Source organism: Niastella sp. OAS944 (assembly GCA_024809215.1).
Classification (GTDB): domain Bacteria; phylum Bacteroidota; class Bacteroidia; order Chitinophagales; family Chitinophagaceae; genus Niastella.
In genome coordinates this window covers 136,046-152,868 of record JANUBW010000015.1, presented here as the reverse complement: position 1 = coordinate 152,868, position 16,823 = coordinate 136,046, and the positions used below count along the sequence as shown (strand labels likewise).

Here is a 16,823-nt window from a genome sequence, read left to right as displayed (position 1 = left end):
TTGTTTTATACCATCATAACCTGCCTCCAATGCAGCGTTGTATTGTATCAATATCATTATTCACCTGCAACAGATCATTGTTCGGCTGCAATGGTCCGTTGTAATCCTGCATCGTTTAAAGAACAGCTTGAAATGAATTGTTTTTAGTTGAAATCATATCATTGTTTTCCTGCAATGATCATTGCAAGCGGACACAAGGCCATTGTCTGCCTGCAGCGACCCAATACCTGCCTGCAATAACTCACTGTACACTGAAGTTACATCGTGCGCTACCTGCAATAACCCATTTCAAACCTGCAACAAACAAAAAGCAACTGAATTTATCTCATTGCAAGCTGGCATCGGTTCGCTGCATGCTTGCAATGGTTCGTTTTTTTCCTGCAATGACCATTGCATCCCAACTACGGACCATTGCAAGTTGAATTTTCGAAATTGAAGGTTGCTATCAGGCGTTGAGCCAAGTGCAACGATAACATTGCAACCTGCAGCGATAAAATATCACTTCAAAATAACACAAAAAGCAACCTGCAATAAGATAATAACAACCTGCAACGATCATATTTCAGGCAAACAACGATCATAATTCAACCAGCAATGATGTTGTTGCAACCAACAATGGTCATTGCAAGCAGATCATGTTGTAATGTCACTTTAGCAAAACGATTTTGTGAAACAATGTATAGCGATAGCCGGACTACACGATCCCATGTATAGCATTTTTGGGATTAAAACAGCTGACAGCGGTCAGTTTTTTCGCGACAAAAGACGACATTTCCCGCCAAAAGACGACACTTTTTGGGGTGCCTGATTAAAACATCAACCAACCACCCTACATTTGTTTCAACAAAGGCACACCGTTATGAACAACCGATTTCACTGAAGCTAGTTAATGGAATCCGACAGTGAATGAAGTGAACAAACAGTAGTCTTTGCGTTCAGAGATATTGGCCAATACACTGAAATTTGATCGTCCCTGTGTAACTATGAAACGAAACAATTTCTCTAAACAAACAAATTTTACAACAATGAAAAAGAAATTTATAATTCTAAAACAGTACAAACGCGATCGCGACAGCGATCTTTCAACAACCGCTAAAAGGGTGGTTGAAAAATCAAAGAACAATCCAAAGATCCCCAACCCGCCGGAGGCATTGGATAAGTTGGAAAAACTGATACCTGAGTACGACATAGCTGTCGTTAATGCCCGGGGGCGCGACAAGGAAATGGTTTCTATTAAGAAGGCTTTAAAGGCAGAGATCATAGGGCTGCTTAAGGAGTTGGATAGCTTTATTACCACTATCGCCGACGGAGATGAAACCCTGCTTTTAACCAGTGGTTTTGGTATCTCGGGTCAATCAACTGCGCAGCCAATGCCAGACATTGTAAAACTGGATGTGGTGTTAGGCCCGCCCGGCGAAGTTACCATCAGCGTAAAACAGGTACGTAGCGCCAAGGCTTACCTACACCAGTATACAACCGAACCGCCGACTTCTGAAACGGTATGGATCACAGAAGGCAGCAGCGATCCCGAATGCACCTTTCAGGGGCTTAAGTCCTATACGAAATACTGGTTCAGGATAATTGCCATAGGCAGGAATAATCAAAAGGTATATTCACCGGTTGATGCAAGAGTAATTCAGTAAAGTAACTGAATAACACATACAAATTGTCCTTTTAAAGGATTGCTCGGTCCTGGCTTTTGCCGGGACCGTTTTTATTCACCCAATAAAAAACCCCAACGACTCCGCCGGGGGTTAAAAAAACATTTATTAATTCATCTGCTACTTATCAGCTTTGTCGTGGCCCTGTTGTTTTACAAGTTTATTGTAAATACCAAATAACAGGAATGGCGCCGCCCACTGACCAATAAACAAACCCACATGCTTTTGCTTCATAAGCTGCAATACCAGTGATGCCGACATAGCGCCTATTGAAGCCCAAAGGAACACATCAGACGGCAGCTTTGAAGTTTGTTCCTCAATGTTCTTTGCAATTTTACCTTCCCTCTTTTCTTGTGTCTTGAACATCGTTTCCATATAATGTAATTTTTAGGTTCATGATATAGAAGTCGATGTAAAACCCGTGCCATACATGGCATGGCTTTTCGATATATATCAATAAATGTCTTAACAGTGGTAAACGAAACTCGCGATAGCATTAAAGACGTATGGGGCGAGCGAACTCCATATTATCAAAACTGGCCGGCAAGAATTGATGAACGCAAAGAAGAAGAACCCGATCATTGGGTGCAGTCGGCCTGTGTTTTATGTTCAAATGGTTGCGGTATGGATATAGGCGTAAAAGACGGACGCATTGTTGCCGTTCGCGGCCGCGAGGCCGATGCCGTTAATCATGGCCGGTTAGGGCCAAAAGGTTTACATGGCTGGGTGGCCAACAACAGTAAAGACAGGCTTACAACACCCATCATCAGAAAAGATAACAAACTACTTCCCGCATCATGGGATGAAGCCATGGACCTTATTGTTCAAAAGTCCAAAGAGATCATTCAACAACATACCGCACTGGGCATTGGCTTTTATACCAGCGGACAACTTTTTCTTGAAGAGTATTATACCCTGGGTGTAATTGGCAAAGCAGGCCTTGGTACACCACATATGGATGGCAACACCCGGCTTTGTACAGCTACGGCTGCCGCGGCCTTAAAAGAAACATTCGGCACCGACGGGCAGCCCGGCACGTATGCTGATCTCGATACTACAGAAACCATTATGCTTTGCGGCCATAACATTGCTTCACAGCAAACGGTTCTTTGGACACGCATTCTTGACCGCATTGCAGGGCCCAACCCGCCAAAACTTATTGTGATCGATCCGCGCGATACGTTCACAGCCGAAAAGGCTACCATTCATCTTACGCCAAAGCCCGGCACCAATATGGCGGTCATGAACGGACTGTTGCACCTGATTATACAGGCAAATGCCATTGACAAGTCGTTTATAGATGCACATACCGTTGGTTTTGATGAGCTGAAAAAAACGGTAACGAAATATACACCAGCATTGGTAGAAGAAATAACCGGCATACCTGCAAACAAACTTAAAGAAGCCGCTGCGATCTTAAGTACTACCTCAACGCTGGTGAGCACTGTATTGCAGGGCTTTTACCAATCGATGCAGGCTACCGCCGCATCGGTACAGGTAAACAATATTCATTTAATTCGTGGCCTTATAGGGCGGGAGGGCAGCGGCATTTATCAAATGAATGGTCAACCTACTGCACAAAATAATCGCGAATGCGGCGCCGATGGCGATCTGCCCGGTTTTAGAAACTGGGGCAATGCAGCCCATGTAAAGGAACTGGCCAACCTTTGGAATGTAGAGCCCGATAAAATTCCGCACTGGTCGCCGCCAACACATGCCATGCAAATGTGGCGATTTGCAGAAACGGGTTCACTCAAAATGTTATGGATCAGCGCTACCAACCCCGTTGTATCGCTGCCAGAATTGTCGCGCATAAAAAAGATATTGGAAAATAAAGACCTGTTTGTAATAGTGCAGGATGCATTTGAGACCGAAACAACACAGTATGCCGATGTAATACTGCCAGCCGCTATATGGGGCGAAAAAACCGGTTGTTTTACCAATGTCGACAGAACGGTGCATATTTCACACAAAGCTGTTGAACCGCCCGGTGAAGCGCGTTCCGACCTCGACATTTTTCTTGACTATGCCCATAGAATGGGGTTTACCGATAAAGACGGCGCGCCGCTTATTAAATGGAAAACACCCGAAGAGACGTTTGAAGCCTGGAAGGCATGCAGCAAGGGAAGGCCCTGCGATTACAGCGGCATGAGTTATGCAAAACTTAGCGCAAGCAACGGTATACAATGGCCCTGTAACGAGCAGCATCCCGATGGTTGCAAGCGCATTTATACCGATCATACTTTCAATACCAGCATAGATTACTGCGAAAATTACGGACATGATCTTGATACCGGCGGCGCTTACACGCAGGATGAATACAAAACATTCGACCCAAAAGGAAAAGCATTCTTAAAATGCGCCGATTATCAGCCACCACACGAACAGCCAACCGAAGACTATCCTTTGATGCTAACTACCGGCCGGGTAGTATATCATTTTCATACCCGAACAAAAACCGCCCGCAGTAAAGCACTGCAGGAGGCGGCGCCGGATTCCTATGTACAAATGTCGCAACAGGATGCAAAGAAATATGGCATAGAAGAAGGCGATGTTATTGAAGTGATCTCCAGACGCGGCAAAGTAGTGCAACCTGTGAAAATAGGCGGCATATTACCAGGCCTGTTATTCATTCCGTTCCATTATGGTTATTGGGATGAACCCGATCGTAAACGCGCAGCTAATGAGCTCACCATTACCGAATGGGACCCCGTAAGCAAACAACCGCATTATAAGTATGCGGCCGTAAAGATCAAAAAACAAGACTAAAGCTTTTAACTATGCATATCGGAAACTATATAAACATGGTGCATAAAAGCCAGCAGGATATGGCTAAAGCCTATATGAAAGTGGCCCAACATCACCAGGCGGAACCCGATATTCCGGCAACCTGTGAATTAATGATGAAATGGTGTAACCGGTTGGTAGAGAAAATAAAACCATTTGGCGAAAAATACGGGGAAGAAAAGAATCGCGAACCCGATAAATTATTGAGTGATCTGTTCAAAGGCACACGCAAAGGCAGTATGGGTCTGTTACGCGATCTGCACGACCTTTGGCTTATGGCCAATGAGGCCGAGGTAAGCAGCATTGTTTTGCAACAGGCGGCGTTTGGGTTAAGAGATAAAGAACTGATAGGTGTTTGCGATGAAATAAATGCCTATGCAAAACGCCAATTGACCTGGCTGCTCACCCGAATGAAATCAATGGCTACACAAACACTGATCGTTGCTAAATAATGTGCTGGAACGGTATTTGTGCCATTTTCTTTGAGTTTGAACCTAAAAATTGAAGTTATGGCAACAACTACATTACAGCTTGAGGTTTCGAGCCCTGCGTTTACTTATGAGCAAAATATTCCCCCCAAATATACCTGCGAGGGCGATGCGGTAAACCCGCCATTGCAAATTCATAATATACCCGACAACACCCAATCGATGGCCCTTATTGTTGAAGACCCCGATGCGCCCAAGGGCACTTACGACCATTGGGTGGTATGGAATATTCCGCCAACCAATCATATAAGAGAAGATTCAAACCCCGGTATTTCGGGCAATAACTCAGCAGGCAAAACAGGGTATCATCCGCCTTGTCCGCCCAGCGGCTCGCACCGCTACTATTTTCATATTTATGCGCTCGATGCCAAATTAGATCTGGAGCCCGGCGCAACAAAAGATATGTTGCAAGCCGCCATGAAGCCGCATATTCTTGCCAAAGCCACTATAATGGGCCGGTATGAAAAACAAACAAAACATTAGAAAACAATATACGCACCCGCATGTAGATACATTGAAACAGGCCCGGCGCCGGCAGCAGTTAGCTGCCGATATAGCTGCAAAAGGTATAACCGATGAATATGTACTAGACGCCATCAGCAGTGTGCCCCGGCACCTGTTTATGCCAGTGGGTATGGAAGACGATGCGTATGTTGACCGGGCGTTTCCCATAGGGGAGGGGCAAACGATCTCTCAACCATATACCGTAGCCTATCAAACGCAATTGCTGAACGTACAGCCACACGATAAAATACTGGAAGTTGGTACCGGCAGCGCTTACCAGGCCGCTATTCTGGCCGAAATGGGAGCAGAGGTATATACCATTGAACGGCAAAAGATCTTCTACGACCGCAACATGCATTTCCAGTTCCTGCGATCATTTCCCAATTTGCATTTCTGTTATGGCGACGGGTTCAAAGGCTGGCCGGCCGAAGCGCCATTCGATAAGATATTGATCACCGCTGCACCCGAAGAATTACCAATTGAATTAACCGAACAATTGCGCATAGGCGGTATACTGGTGGCGCCGGTAGGCAAACACGGCAACCAGCGTATGATTAGGGTAACCCGCCAACATAATGGACAGTTGCAGGAAGAGGTATTCGACTACTTCTCCTTCGTGCCTATGCTAAAAGGGAAAGTATGATCGCTTTTATTTAAAAGCAGTATTTTCGTTTCTCAAACTGAGCTACCGTTACCTTAAAAGAAAACAAAAATGAGAACATTTGTTATTGGCGATATTCATGGTTGTTTTGATGAATTTATTGAGCTCACAGAAAAGATTGGTTTACAAAATGACGACCTGCTTATTTCTCTTGGCGACATAGTTGACAGAGGCAATAAATCAAAAGAAGTGTATGAGTATTTTGTAAACAGGCCCAACAGCATTGTTTTAATTGGCAACCACGAACGAAAACACCAGAACAGGATACTTAGTTACGCCCAGGAAATAGTGAAAGTTCAGTTTGGCAACGATTATGAGCATTTCCTTATATGGCTCGATACACTGTCGTACTATTATGAAACCGATGAAGCCATCATCATCCACGCTTTTTTTGAACACGACAAACCCCTGACCGAGCAAAAACAGGAAGTGTTGTGCGGTTCCACCTCGGGCGACCGATATCTTGAAAAGAAATATCCTGAAGGTACATTCTGGACCGAGTTTTACACCGGCACCAAACCTATCATTTATGGTCATCACGTAGTAGGCGATGCACCTAAAATACGCAATAACACATACGGAATAGATACCGGCGCCTGCCATGGAAATTATTTAACCGCCATAGAGCTTCCCGGGTTTATAATACACCAGGTAAAAGCAAAAGCCGATCACTGGAAGGCACAACAAAAAGAATGGCAAATACCGGTATTAAAAGCAAAGAACTGGGACGAAATGCCGTCCGTGGAGATCGATAAACAACTTGAAAAACTAGCTTATATTGAAGAGGCAGAGATAAAGAATTACCTGGCCGGTATAAAAAAATGGAAACAGGAACTTGAACATTCTTATACAACCATTAAAGAACATATTGATAAATACACTCGGGAGCTTTTACACACGCATGCAGAAAGCTTTAACCAGGAGGCCAATAAACAAAGCTTTAAAACTTTTATCTTTAAAAGCCGGGCCAATAACCTTACCATAGAAGATCTGCAGAAAAGTTTGAATACACCCAATAAGGTTTTGAAAATTAAAAAGGAGCTGGGTATTTAAAGACAGTTGCAATGGCCTTATACAACCGTTGCTCACCATCATCCTGCCGCAACTCCCAAAGCAGCAGGCCATTTAGCTTTTTATCGATGGCATATTGGGCTTTCAGCGCTACAGAACGTTCATCGTCGAAGGTGGCATAAAGCTTTTGCGCAGCATTGAAACAGTAAGGCGCTTTTGCAGCTTCATCCCAATAACAGGTAAAACCATTGGCGGCCGAAAGGCGTTGGCTGTAACTTTTGAAAACGGCAAAACCGTCAAAAACGGCCGGACGGTACAACCCACTATTATTGGTATCGGCCACTTTATAGGTGCGGGCATAAAATGCGGCGCCAATTACCACTTTGTTGCGCGCTATGCGCAGTGAATCGAGAAAACGAATGGTGTTATCAATAGAAATTGACTGAAGAGAAGTTGAATAGAGTGCCGCATGATGACCCGTAAACGGGCTTTTTCGGTTCACCATATCATAGCTCATCAAATGCACCCTGTTTACCAATGGCATTACCTGTTGCCATTCTATAGAATTATATAAATATTTCGGGAACACCCCAGCTGCAAAGCTCAGTTCGTAACGGTTACCTAATTCTGCTCGCAGGGCTTTTATTAATTCGGTAAAAGTTTGTTTATCAGCCGGGCTATAGGCATGTCCTGCCGGGCCTTCATCAATGGCTGGGTACTCCCAGTCAATATCGATGCCATCTAATTTATATCGCTGCAATATGGCCAGTACCGATTGGGCAAAGACTTTTCTATTGGCAGCAACGGCAAATAATGGCGAACAGGGTTTGCAACCACCCCAGCCACCAAAGGCCAAAACTACTTTTAACCGGGGGTTCTTTTTCTTTAAAGCAACCAGCTTTTTCAAAATATTGCCGGCAGCAGCGCTTACGTATAGCTGATTATTCCTTAGCAGGGCAAAACTGTAAATAATATGAGTAAGCGCTTGTATTTGGTACCGGTCAATATCGGTTGCATTGCCACTGTAATAAGCGATAAAAGCAGGGCGGGGGCGGGTAGTATCTGCCGTTACCCGGGTAAAATACAAGGCGCCAATAAGCATCAAGATCAGTATACGCATGCCAACATGGGCTAAATTTCCATGCCAGCCCGTTTTTATATGCTTTTTTTATACAGGCATATATCAGTTTTTGTTAAATAGCAGTTATATAGCCTGACTGTACAGATCCTAATATTTGGGAAAACCAATTTTAAACCCTTTTGCTCTATGATGCGCAAACTATGGCTGTCGCTGGCAGCCTGTATGCCGATGCTGCTCGGAGTAAGTGCCCTTGCTTTTTACCGCCATCCGTAAAATACATATAAGCAGTACCTGGCTTATAAAAAACAGGAAAAACACCCAATTTTATTTCCCGGAATTTTATTTACTTATAGCCAAACCAGGAAAAGATTGAAAAAGTGGGTAAAAAAGTATTTGGTAAGATTAGGAAATAGCATAGCCATTGCCATTACAGCTTTGCTGTTACCCATTCTTACTAACCTGATCTCTTCGGAACTAACAATTCCTTCGCAGGAAAAACTGGGGAAAGAACATTATTTACTTATTATTACCTTAATAACAGTAGTAGTATTCATTGCAGCAACAGCCTTTGAGAAGTGGAAGAAAAAGCAGGAAGCAAATACACCCATTGACTTATTAAATAGTGAGCAAAGGCTTTTGCTGATACAATCGCTTGAAAAAAGATATCATGGCCGAATAGGCAAGCAGGCAGATAGCGAGTATCAGATAGATTTACAATATGCATATTCCGTTGAAGGATTAAATCATGTACAGCAATCATTATTAGATGATCATGCCCGCAAAGAAGGTCTTACCAATGAAACTTTACCCGACCTCTTTTTTAAACATAAATTTCTTATTCTATTAGGTGAGGCCGGCTCCGGAAAAACAACTTCACTCATTAGCCTGGCGTTGAAATTACTTGATAATGCCCGGCAGGATACAAACGCCCCTGTGCCGATATTATTTAACCTGGCTTCCTGGACAGAGGAATACAGCGAATTCGAAAAATGGCTTGAACAGATCTTGCACCAGTCTTACGGCTATTCGCTTAAACATGCCGCAGCCGTTATCAGGGAGCTGCAAATAATTCCGCTGATGGATGGGCTTGACGAAATAGGAAAAAACCTCCCCGACAATGAAGCACGCATACACATGCAGCAAAAATGTTTGGTTGCCATTGATAAGTACCAGCAGTTAAATAATACGCCCTGGTTTGTGATCTGTTCGCGCAAGCAGGAATATTTTACATTAACTGAAAGGGGAATGGCCAACATCAGTTTATTCGTTAAGGCGCAAATACGTATTGAACCTATTACCCACAACCATGTACAGCATGCGCTAATAAGGCTGAAAGAAAAAAATGACATATACTACGCTTCCGGCAAATCAGTACGTGCATTATTACCCCATTTTAAAGCCAGACGTGATATTCAGGAAGCCTTATGCAACCCGTTTTATTTTAACCTGGCCCTTCAGGTTTTTGGGCTGCAGGACAATGGCAAACAGTTTGATTTTACCAACCAAACCACTTCATTTAAAGATGAATTGGTTAAACTATATGCATCAAAAATTACCGACACACAGAAAACGAATGTTACCTATAAAAAAGAAGACGTTAACAAATGGCTTATATGGCTTGCCCAATGGATATCAACGCGCGGCGAGGATAGTTTTGAGCTTTCGGACCTGCAGCCGGATCAATTAAAAAATAAAAAAGCTTTTACGATCGGTATTTGCTTGTTATTTGGATTAACCTTGGGTGTGCTATTGGGCTCACTAATCAGCATTCCAACAAATATTAAAACAGGTGTTTGTTTTGGGTTGCTTGCCTCTATATGTATATCCTGGTTTGCTACCGTTTTGCACATCTTTACATCTGGCCACATAAAAATAAAAAGTTTGGCGCCAGATATGAAATGGAATTGGTGGCTCTTGCGCAAGAGAAAAACCTGGCTGGAGATCAGTATTAAAGCATTTCCACAGGCCTTAATCTTGGGCATTTTTATTGGTATAGTGTACAATAAATTAATACCAGGTATACTTGGCGGCTTTATCATTTTCATAATCTTTTTTATCACGGAAACTTTCAACAAAGTATCTCCTTATGCAAAATGGGGCGCTAATAATATAACAGAAAGAAAAAACTGGGAATGGCAATATTTACGCAGGCAAAAAACCTGGAAACGCCTTATTTACTTAAGTGTGCCGTCATCCATTGCAATAGCATTTTTATTGTATTTTGATAATATTTCAAGTAACCTACTTTACTCATTTATGTGGGCGCAAATTGTCATTTTGCCAATAGGTATTTTGGTTGTTGCGGCCCCACAACGTATTTATAAAAGAATAGAGACCCGGGAGATCAGGAAATGGCAATGGAAAATGATATATCATAGTAAAAGCTGGGACAATATTCTTCTTTACTGGATAATTTGCAGTTTTTTATTAGGCTCCATTGCATGGATCATTGAAAGATCAATACCTGTAAAAGGCCTCGAAATTACTTTACTGGTAGTATTTGGCACAACTGTATTAGTACTTCTCAAAGGAATAGCTGAGATCATTGACGCTTTTTCAAAAGAATTTGGCCTTTTTCTGGCAATCAAAGATCCATACCAACGGTTACGTGGCAGCCTTATTAATAATATAATGCGGAGCGTTTTTGGTTGTACTGTTTGCGCGGCAGCTTTGATAGTAGCCTATTCCAATCAACCGTGGGCGTACATCTTATTAAAGTCAATTTTGCTGGGTAGCATGTGCGGCATTTCTTATTCATTGGTAAGATCGCCCTTAATTGAACATTTTATTTTGAACTATTGCCTGCTTCTTGAAAAAGCGATGCCTTTTCCTTATGTGAAATTTTTAGATTATTGCACGGAGCTTCAAATACTGGGCAGCGATGGTGGAAGCTACAGGTTTCGTCATCAGATACTGCTCGAGTATTATTATGAGCTTGGAAAGACAGTACATGACAATGAAATTAAAGTGTAAAATCAACATAGACATTAATGTATATACGCTTTCTATTTAACCGCTGCTTTCTTTTGCATTGCAAAAAAAGGTGTTTTCACGGTATGAAATATATAAAATAGTTTCACTACCTTAGAATTCCTAAGCACCCCAGCAACTAAGCGAACAAATTCATACGATTGTTATTTTCATTTCACCCTGCCTGATTTTAGCTTCATCAACATTTAATGTTTCCTCATTACTGAGTATTTGTATTTGAACGAATACAACTATTAATCTTATAACACTACGATAAGGTTAAAAGAATGGGTATTCTATTATAACGGCACTGTAACCCAGTGAAGGTGGAGGTCAGCGACCACTTGAAAAAACGGTCTGTCCTGCTGCAGAATTTTCAGCGGGGGCATTACCCGAAAAGCCTTATGAGTAGGGGTAACTTAAAAACATTTCATTATGAGTACGTTCTTAGACCTTCAAAATGGATGGTACAATGGTTTCATACAAGGAATGGGACTAAACGCAAATTCATTTCAGATCATTCAGCCTGCGCCTCCTATTGCAAGTGGAACGGCCGCCAACCAAACCTTCTGGGCTTACTACAATAACATTCCCCCGTTCTCTCTTACACAACAGTTTCAGGCCAGTGGCGGTAACCAGTTCTATAGTGATTACAGGGCGTTGATGTCGGCATTGGTACCATCAAGGAATATAGACGTACAGGCAGATATAGGCGCTGATAATTTCAAAAAATGGCAAAAATATATTCTGAACCTGGCCACACCGCCAACCATGAACCAGATGCCTACTTTATTCAGGAACTGGGCCATGATATACGCGCCACAAGTTGCCAATATAGGATCTTCAGATTATGCTGCCATTTTATTAGACCCAATAGCTACTGCTCAAAACGAATTAACGTTGATCTATACAGACATGAATGGGCAACCGCTTGGTTTTAACTTTACACTGAACTACGATCAAATGGTGAACGATCTGCTTAATTCACCTAACAGATCATTTACATTCGATAGCCAGACAATGAACAGCAACGTTAGCACTTCCTGGACAAAAGGCGGCAACTCAGGTTTCTTTGGCCTTTGGGGCGGAAGCACTACTACTTCTTCTATCAGCCAGCAATTTGCCTCAAGCCGCATAAGAATAACAGCAACATTTGAAAATGTGCTTACTTATGCCAATACACCAGGACAGTGGTATAATTCCGGCGCCATGGGCCTTGCATTTGCCAATAAAACAGGTAACCCCTGGAGCCCGCAATCGAGCATCAATTGGGATAATACGTTTGGCACTAACGGCAACATGCAGCGTTTTGCCGCCAACCTCATCATTGCCTCAGGCATGAATGTTACGGTAATATCCGATGCAACTTATTCAACACTCGATCAGCAAACCATTACATCGAGCGGTCATTCCGGCTTCTGGCCTTTCTATTCAAGCGGCAGCGGCAGTTCTTCAACAAACACCGCAACGTTTAACGAACAGGGACAAATGACAATAAGCATGTCGAGCATAAAAGGTGTGCCTATCATACTTGGCGCTAATGTATTGCCAGTATCACAATTTGTAGGGCACTCTGCAGCTCCGGCCGCAGCAATGTTTGCAGCTTCTAAAAGCTTTAAAGCTGAAAAACCAGCAATGGCTGAAGGTTACGCTTAAGGCGTTTTAATCTCTCAACAGTTGTTTACAAAAGAAGAGGCAACACTAACGTGATGGCCTCTTCTTTTCTTTGCCCCATACAGACCTCTCCACCAGCTGGCGGGGGAGGCCAATGGCCCCCCTCCAATCCTCCCCCCGGTGGGGGGAGGCCAATTATAAATATACTTTTATGATGACTGATAGCTTTACAGGAATTACCAATGCCTGGTACAATCAATTATGCAGTAAGCTTAATTTGCCGGTAAGTAATTTTCAATTGATACAACCTATTGGAATACCGGCCAGCGATGAAGCCCTTTGGGCCTGCCTCAATATTGTTCCCCCGCAAACGTTGAAGTTCAATAACTGGTACTATAACCAGCCCACCTTTTTTAGTCAGTACGCAGCTATAGTAAACCAACTGCAGTTCCCCGATAGTTCATTTCAAAAAGATATTGGTAAGGCCACCTATACAAAATGGAATACCTACCTGAAAAGCTTACCCACACCACCGCCTGATAATACCTTGCCAACCGTGTGGTTTCAATGGGCCATGTTAAATGCACCCACAGTAGCCAATATTGGTCGCACCGATCTTAATAACCAGCTGCTCATCAATAGCGCACTGGCGGCATTGGCCCCATACCAGGGCACCAATGCAAAACTGCCCGATCTCTCGCCAACATTATCCAGCCTTACTGCTACTTTACAGGCATCACCTTCCACTGAATTTTCATACGCTTCTTCCGATGCCAATCCTAATGTATCGAACTCCTGGGTGCCGGGTAACGATCCTTCATTCTTTGGAATATATACCGGCAGCTGGTGCGGGTTCCTTATTAGTCAAAAGTTTGCCCAAAGTAATATTACCCTGTCAGTGGCCTTTGAACATTTTGCAGTAACGGCCGTTACACCCGGCGCCTGGTATAATTCGGGCCTGCTTAATTTGGCATTGTACTCAAAGGCAACGCCGCCATGGTCATCGGCTACAGGGTGGGACGGTTATTTTGGCGTTAATGGTACTTTCAATTATGCCATAGGTGCTTTTTTGGCTGTTGATGGTATTTCACTTACGTTAACCTCCGATGCTGACTTTACCAGTGAAGAACAGGCCAACATAAAATCGCAGCTGGGGGCGGGGTACTGGCCGCTGTATGGCGGACAATTATCACCCATTATAACAAACGAAATTTCATTCGATGCGGGTAACATGACAATTAAATGCAATACAGAAGCCGGGCATCCTATTATACTAGGCAACAATGTTGTTAAAATAAACCTGTATTTGGGGGGCAGTTAAATAAAAGCTGCGTTGAGATGAAATATTACCATACTTTGCGCGACACACGGGTAATATTCAATTAACCTCAACTTAGCATGAAAAGTTTACAACTGCTTGTATTTTCCCTTCTATTTATTGGTAGCTTATATGCGCAGCCATGTACCATCGATGGCACCATAAAAGGTATTGCCGTTAAAAAAATACAGCTATATCTTTTATATGCCGATTATGTTCCAAAGCAGCCTTCTGCAGAAGCTGTTCCTGATATGTACGGCAAATTCAAACAAACCCTGCAGTTACCTTACCCGGTTTTTGCAGAACTTACATTCAATGAACGCAAATACCGCTTATTACTGAGCCCCGGCCGTAACCTTCAGCTAACAATAGATTCTACTTCTATATTATTCGCCGGCAAAGCCGCTGCCGAAAACCAGTTGGTGCACAATTCTATCCTCGACAGCAAGCCGCTGTTTTCGAAAAATGAGAAAGAGATCATTTCTTTTAAAGACCTTACGAAAACAGGTTTTACCGACACTCTTCTACGTCATATTGAAGAAGAAATTGCAACGACAAAAACGCAAATTGAACAATCGGCAACTTCCCCTGCGCTTAAGCAAATTCTTATCAACGAAACAAAATATGCTTACCAATCGCATTTGAGCAATTTTGCCACGTTCGATTTGCGCAAAGCCAACAAAATGTTAGCCGATACGGCCCAGAATATCATTATGCAATGGCAACCACTGCCCGATAGCAGCATGCTCCAAAGCGGTTATTACGCCAATGTTATGCTTGAAAAAAGAAACCGGTACGATATTAACCAGGCATCTAAAAAAATTAATACTAACAGCATTGATACCATGAAGCTGCGGTTGGCAGAATTTTTCAGCATGCCCTTCACCACAATCGACAGCCTTATAAAAGCGAATGGCGAATTAACCATCATGGCATCCCGTTATGCCGAGCTTAACTGGCCGGCGTCTATATGCGACAAGGTATACTACAACCTGTTTATTTCGGCCTACGATCTTTCCAATACCAGCACCTGCACTTACCTGTTTAATAATATGCAGCAAAAATACCCGGCCAGCCAATATCTGCCCCGGGCAAAAAACCTTTTACAGCAGTTAACAGCTACGGTTAAAAAGAATAGCTCCAACGCCAACATAACCATAGAAGAGCTGGGCAATATAAGCTCGGTACTGCAGGTAATAAAGAAATATGAAGGCAAGGTAATATACCTCGATATGTGGGGCACCTGGTGCGGCCCCTGTAAATATGAAATGGCGTATGTGCCCGAACTAAAAAAACGGTATGCTGGCAAGAACATCGTATGGCTGTATATAGCACTTGACAATCCCGAACAGGATAAAAAATGGAAGGACTATATCTACATCAATAACCTGGAGGGAAAACATTACCGGGTAAACAGGGCCAGCACCGAAACCTTTTGGCAAGAGGCCGAAAAGACCGGAATACAGCCGTTAAATTCCGTTCCCCGTTATATGATTATCAACGCACAGGGAAAAATTGTGCATGATGTAGCCGAACGACCCAGCAGCCGGCAAAAATTATACAACCAGCTCGACAAATTGCTATAGCACTTGCAAATAATATAAAAAATGCGTTTCTTTAAGGCGTTAGCCGTACACTTATTATTTAATTCGTATATCTATCCTTTGAAAAATGCCCAACACCCTTACGCAAACCGAAAAAGACCAAATAAGATATAAGCTTACTACCAATACCTTTTCAGCTGACGCAGAAATTGCCAAACTGATGGAAAAAGGGTACGACGAAACAGAAGCAAAATCACTTCTTCTTAATGAAATACGCGAGTTCAAGCAGGTATTGTTCGAGAAAAAAATGCAGCAGAATAAACAGGGTGAAGTAGAAAGTATTGCCGTTGGTGTTACTGTTATGTTCACCCTCATAGGGCCTTTATTTGGCATAACATCACCAGTGTGGTTTATGGTGGCATTTTTAGCCGCTGGCATAGGCGGTTATTTTGCAGCCCAAGACAAACCTATTGCCGGTATAGCAGGCGGTATTGTATATGGTATTATTTTCCCACTGGCCCATCACATGTATTTCGCAGACAGAACAAGGTTTATACGCATTGAAATGGTGATCCCGATTATTATGGCAATGATACCGGCCTTTATACTGTACTTTATTCTGGCAAAAACAGTATACGCCAAAAGCGACAAAGAAAGTTACGACTACTAAATAAATCCTCCCTATGTATACAATTAACAAAGAAAAGAAAAGGCTGGAGCCTACGGATACTAAATGTCAGTATTGCGAAGTGGAGCATTCCAGCAATATGGAAGACAACTATTTTATTCCCCTGTTCAAAGAGAACGACAGAACAAATATCATTGTTTACCGCTCTGTTAAGTACAGCAAGATACCAGTAGGTATTCCAAGATGCAGGACCTGCCTTGAAATACACCAGCAGAGTGCCAATAAAGGGGCCTTACAGGCCTGGGGTATTGGCGCGGCCATATTTGCATTTTTCTTGTTAATTGGCGGTGGGGCGATTGCAATCGGTCTTGTCCTCTGTATCTTAATTGGTCTCTTTGGTACCGGGTATCTCACCACCCGCATTACTGTAAGCAGAGGCATCTTTACAAAAAAACAAGGCGCCGAGCGCAACCAAACAGTTCAGGAATTAATACTTGACGGCTGGACGTTTACGCAGCCTACGGCATAATAAGAAGTAAGAAGTCTGAAGTACGAG

The 16,823-nt window shown here is 42.9% G+C and carries 14 protein-coding genes; 12 read left to right on the top strand and 2 right to left on the bottom strand.

Annotation, left to right across the window (positions count from 1 at the left end):
- Positions 1 to 1,025: 1,025 nt before the first annotated feature.
- Positions 1,026 to 1,643, top strand: a complete 618-nt coding sequence (locus tag GGD38_RS36595; RefSeq protein ID WP_375301091.1) for a fibronectin type III domain-containing protein — start codon at positions 1,026 to 1,028, stop codon at positions 1,641 to 1,643.
- Between the two features lie 138 nt (positions 1,644 to 1,781).
- Here GGD38_RS36595 and GGD38_RS36590 read toward each other — a convergent pair whose 3' ends face one another.
- Complete coding sequence (locus GGD38_RS36590; protein WP_375301090.1) at positions 1,782 to 2,036, bottom strand: hypothetical protein; 255 nt, start codon at positions 2,034 to 2,036, stop codon at positions 1,782 to 1,784.
- 96 nt (positions 2,037 to 2,132) lie between these two features.
- Here GGD38_RS36590 and GGD38_RS36585 point away from each other — a divergent pair, with 96 nt between their 5' ends.
- The 5 genes from GGD38_RS36585 (at position 2,133) to GGD38_RS36565 (ending at position 7,154) form a co-directional block, all read left to right on the top strand.
- Entirely contained in the window at positions 2,133 to 4,430 is a 2,298-nt protein-coding gene (locus tag GGD38_RS36585) for a molybdopterin oxidoreductase family protein (protein WP_375301089.1), read from the top strand.
- Between the two features lie 11 nt (positions 4,431 to 4,441).
- Positions 4,442 to 4,900: a molybdopterin oxidoreductase gene (locus tag GGD38_RS36580; protein WP_375301088.1), complete on the top strand. Its 459-nt coding sequence runs from the start codon at positions 4,442 to 4,444 to the stop codon at positions 4,898 to 4,900.
- Between the two features lie 57 nt (positions 4,901 to 4,957).
- A complete protein-coding gene (locus GGD38_RS36575) occupies positions 4,958 to 5,419 on the top strand; it encodes a YbhB/YbcL family Raf kinase inhibitor-like protein (protein WP_375301087.1) in 462 nt (153 codons plus the stop codon).
- Positions 5,397 to 6,083 (top strand): protein-L-isoaspartate(D-aspartate) O-methyltransferase, encoded by a 687-nt coding sequence (locus GGD38_RS36570; protein WP_375301086.1) that lies wholly within the window; start codon positions 5,397 to 5,399, stop codon positions 6,081 to 6,083. The genes GGD38_RS36575 and GGD38_RS36570 overlap by 23 nt, the downstream gene beginning before the upstream one ends.
- A gap of 69 nt (positions 6,084 to 6,152) precedes the next feature.
- A complete protein-coding gene (locus tag GGD38_RS36565; protein ID WP_375301085.1) occupies positions 6,153 to 7,154 on the top strand; it encodes a metallophosphoesterase in 1,002 nt (333 codons plus the stop codon).
- Here GGD38_RS36565 and GGD38_RS36560 read toward each other — a convergent pair.
- Positions 7,132 to 8,232: a glycoside hydrolase family 18 protein gene (locus GGD38_RS36560; RefSeq protein WP_375301084.1), complete on the bottom strand. Its 1,101-nt coding sequence runs from the start codon at positions 8,230 to 8,232 to the stop codon at positions 7,132 to 7,134. The genes GGD38_RS36565 and GGD38_RS36560 overlap by 23 nt on opposite strands.
- Positions 8,233 to 8,562: 330 nt before the next feature.
- On the opposite strand from GGD38_RS36560, the gene GGD38_RS36555 reads away from it, so the two are divergent.
- From GGD38_RS36555 to GGD38_RS36530, 6 genes are all read left to right on the top strand, one after another.
- Positions 8,563 to 11,166, top strand: a complete 2,604-nt coding sequence (locus GGD38_RS36555; protein ID WP_375301083.1) for an NACHT domain-containing protein — start codon at positions 8,563 to 8,565, stop codon at positions 11,164 to 11,166.
- A 432-nt stretch (positions 11,167 to 11,598) separates the two neighbouring features.
- Entirely contained in the window at positions 11,599 to 12,819 is a 1,221-nt protein-coding gene (locus GGD38_RS36550) for a hypothetical protein (protein WP_375301082.1), read from the top strand.
- A 169-nt stretch (positions 12,820 to 12,988) separates the two neighbouring features.
- Positions 12,989 to 14,098, top strand: coding sequence for a hypothetical protein (locus GGD38_RS36545; protein WP_375301081.1), 1,110 nt, complete (start codon positions 12,989 to 12,991; stop codon positions 14,096 to 14,098).
- 77 nt (positions 14,099 to 14,175) lie between these two features.
- Positions 14,176 to 15,681 carry a TlpA family protein disulfide reductase gene (locus GGD38_RS36540; RefSeq protein ID WP_375301080.1) on the top strand — a complete coding sequence of 502 codons (1,506 nt, stop codon included), beginning with the start codon at positions 14,176 to 14,178 and terminating at the stop codon, positions 15,679 to 15,681.
- 85 nt (positions 15,682 to 15,766) lie between these two features.
- On the top strand, positions 15,767 to 16,309 hold the full coding sequence (locus tag GGD38_RS36535; RefSeq protein WP_375301079.1) for a hypothetical protein: 543 nt from the start codon (positions 15,767 to 15,769) through the stop codon (positions 16,307 to 16,309).
- Positions 16,310 to 16,322: 13 nt separating this feature from the next.
- Positions 16,323 to 16,796, top strand: a complete 474-nt coding sequence (locus GGD38_RS36530; RefSeq protein WP_375301078.1) for a hypothetical protein — start codon at positions 16,323 to 16,325, stop codon at positions 16,794 to 16,796.
- The last annotated feature ends 27 nt before the right edge of the window (positions 16,797 to 16,823 follow it).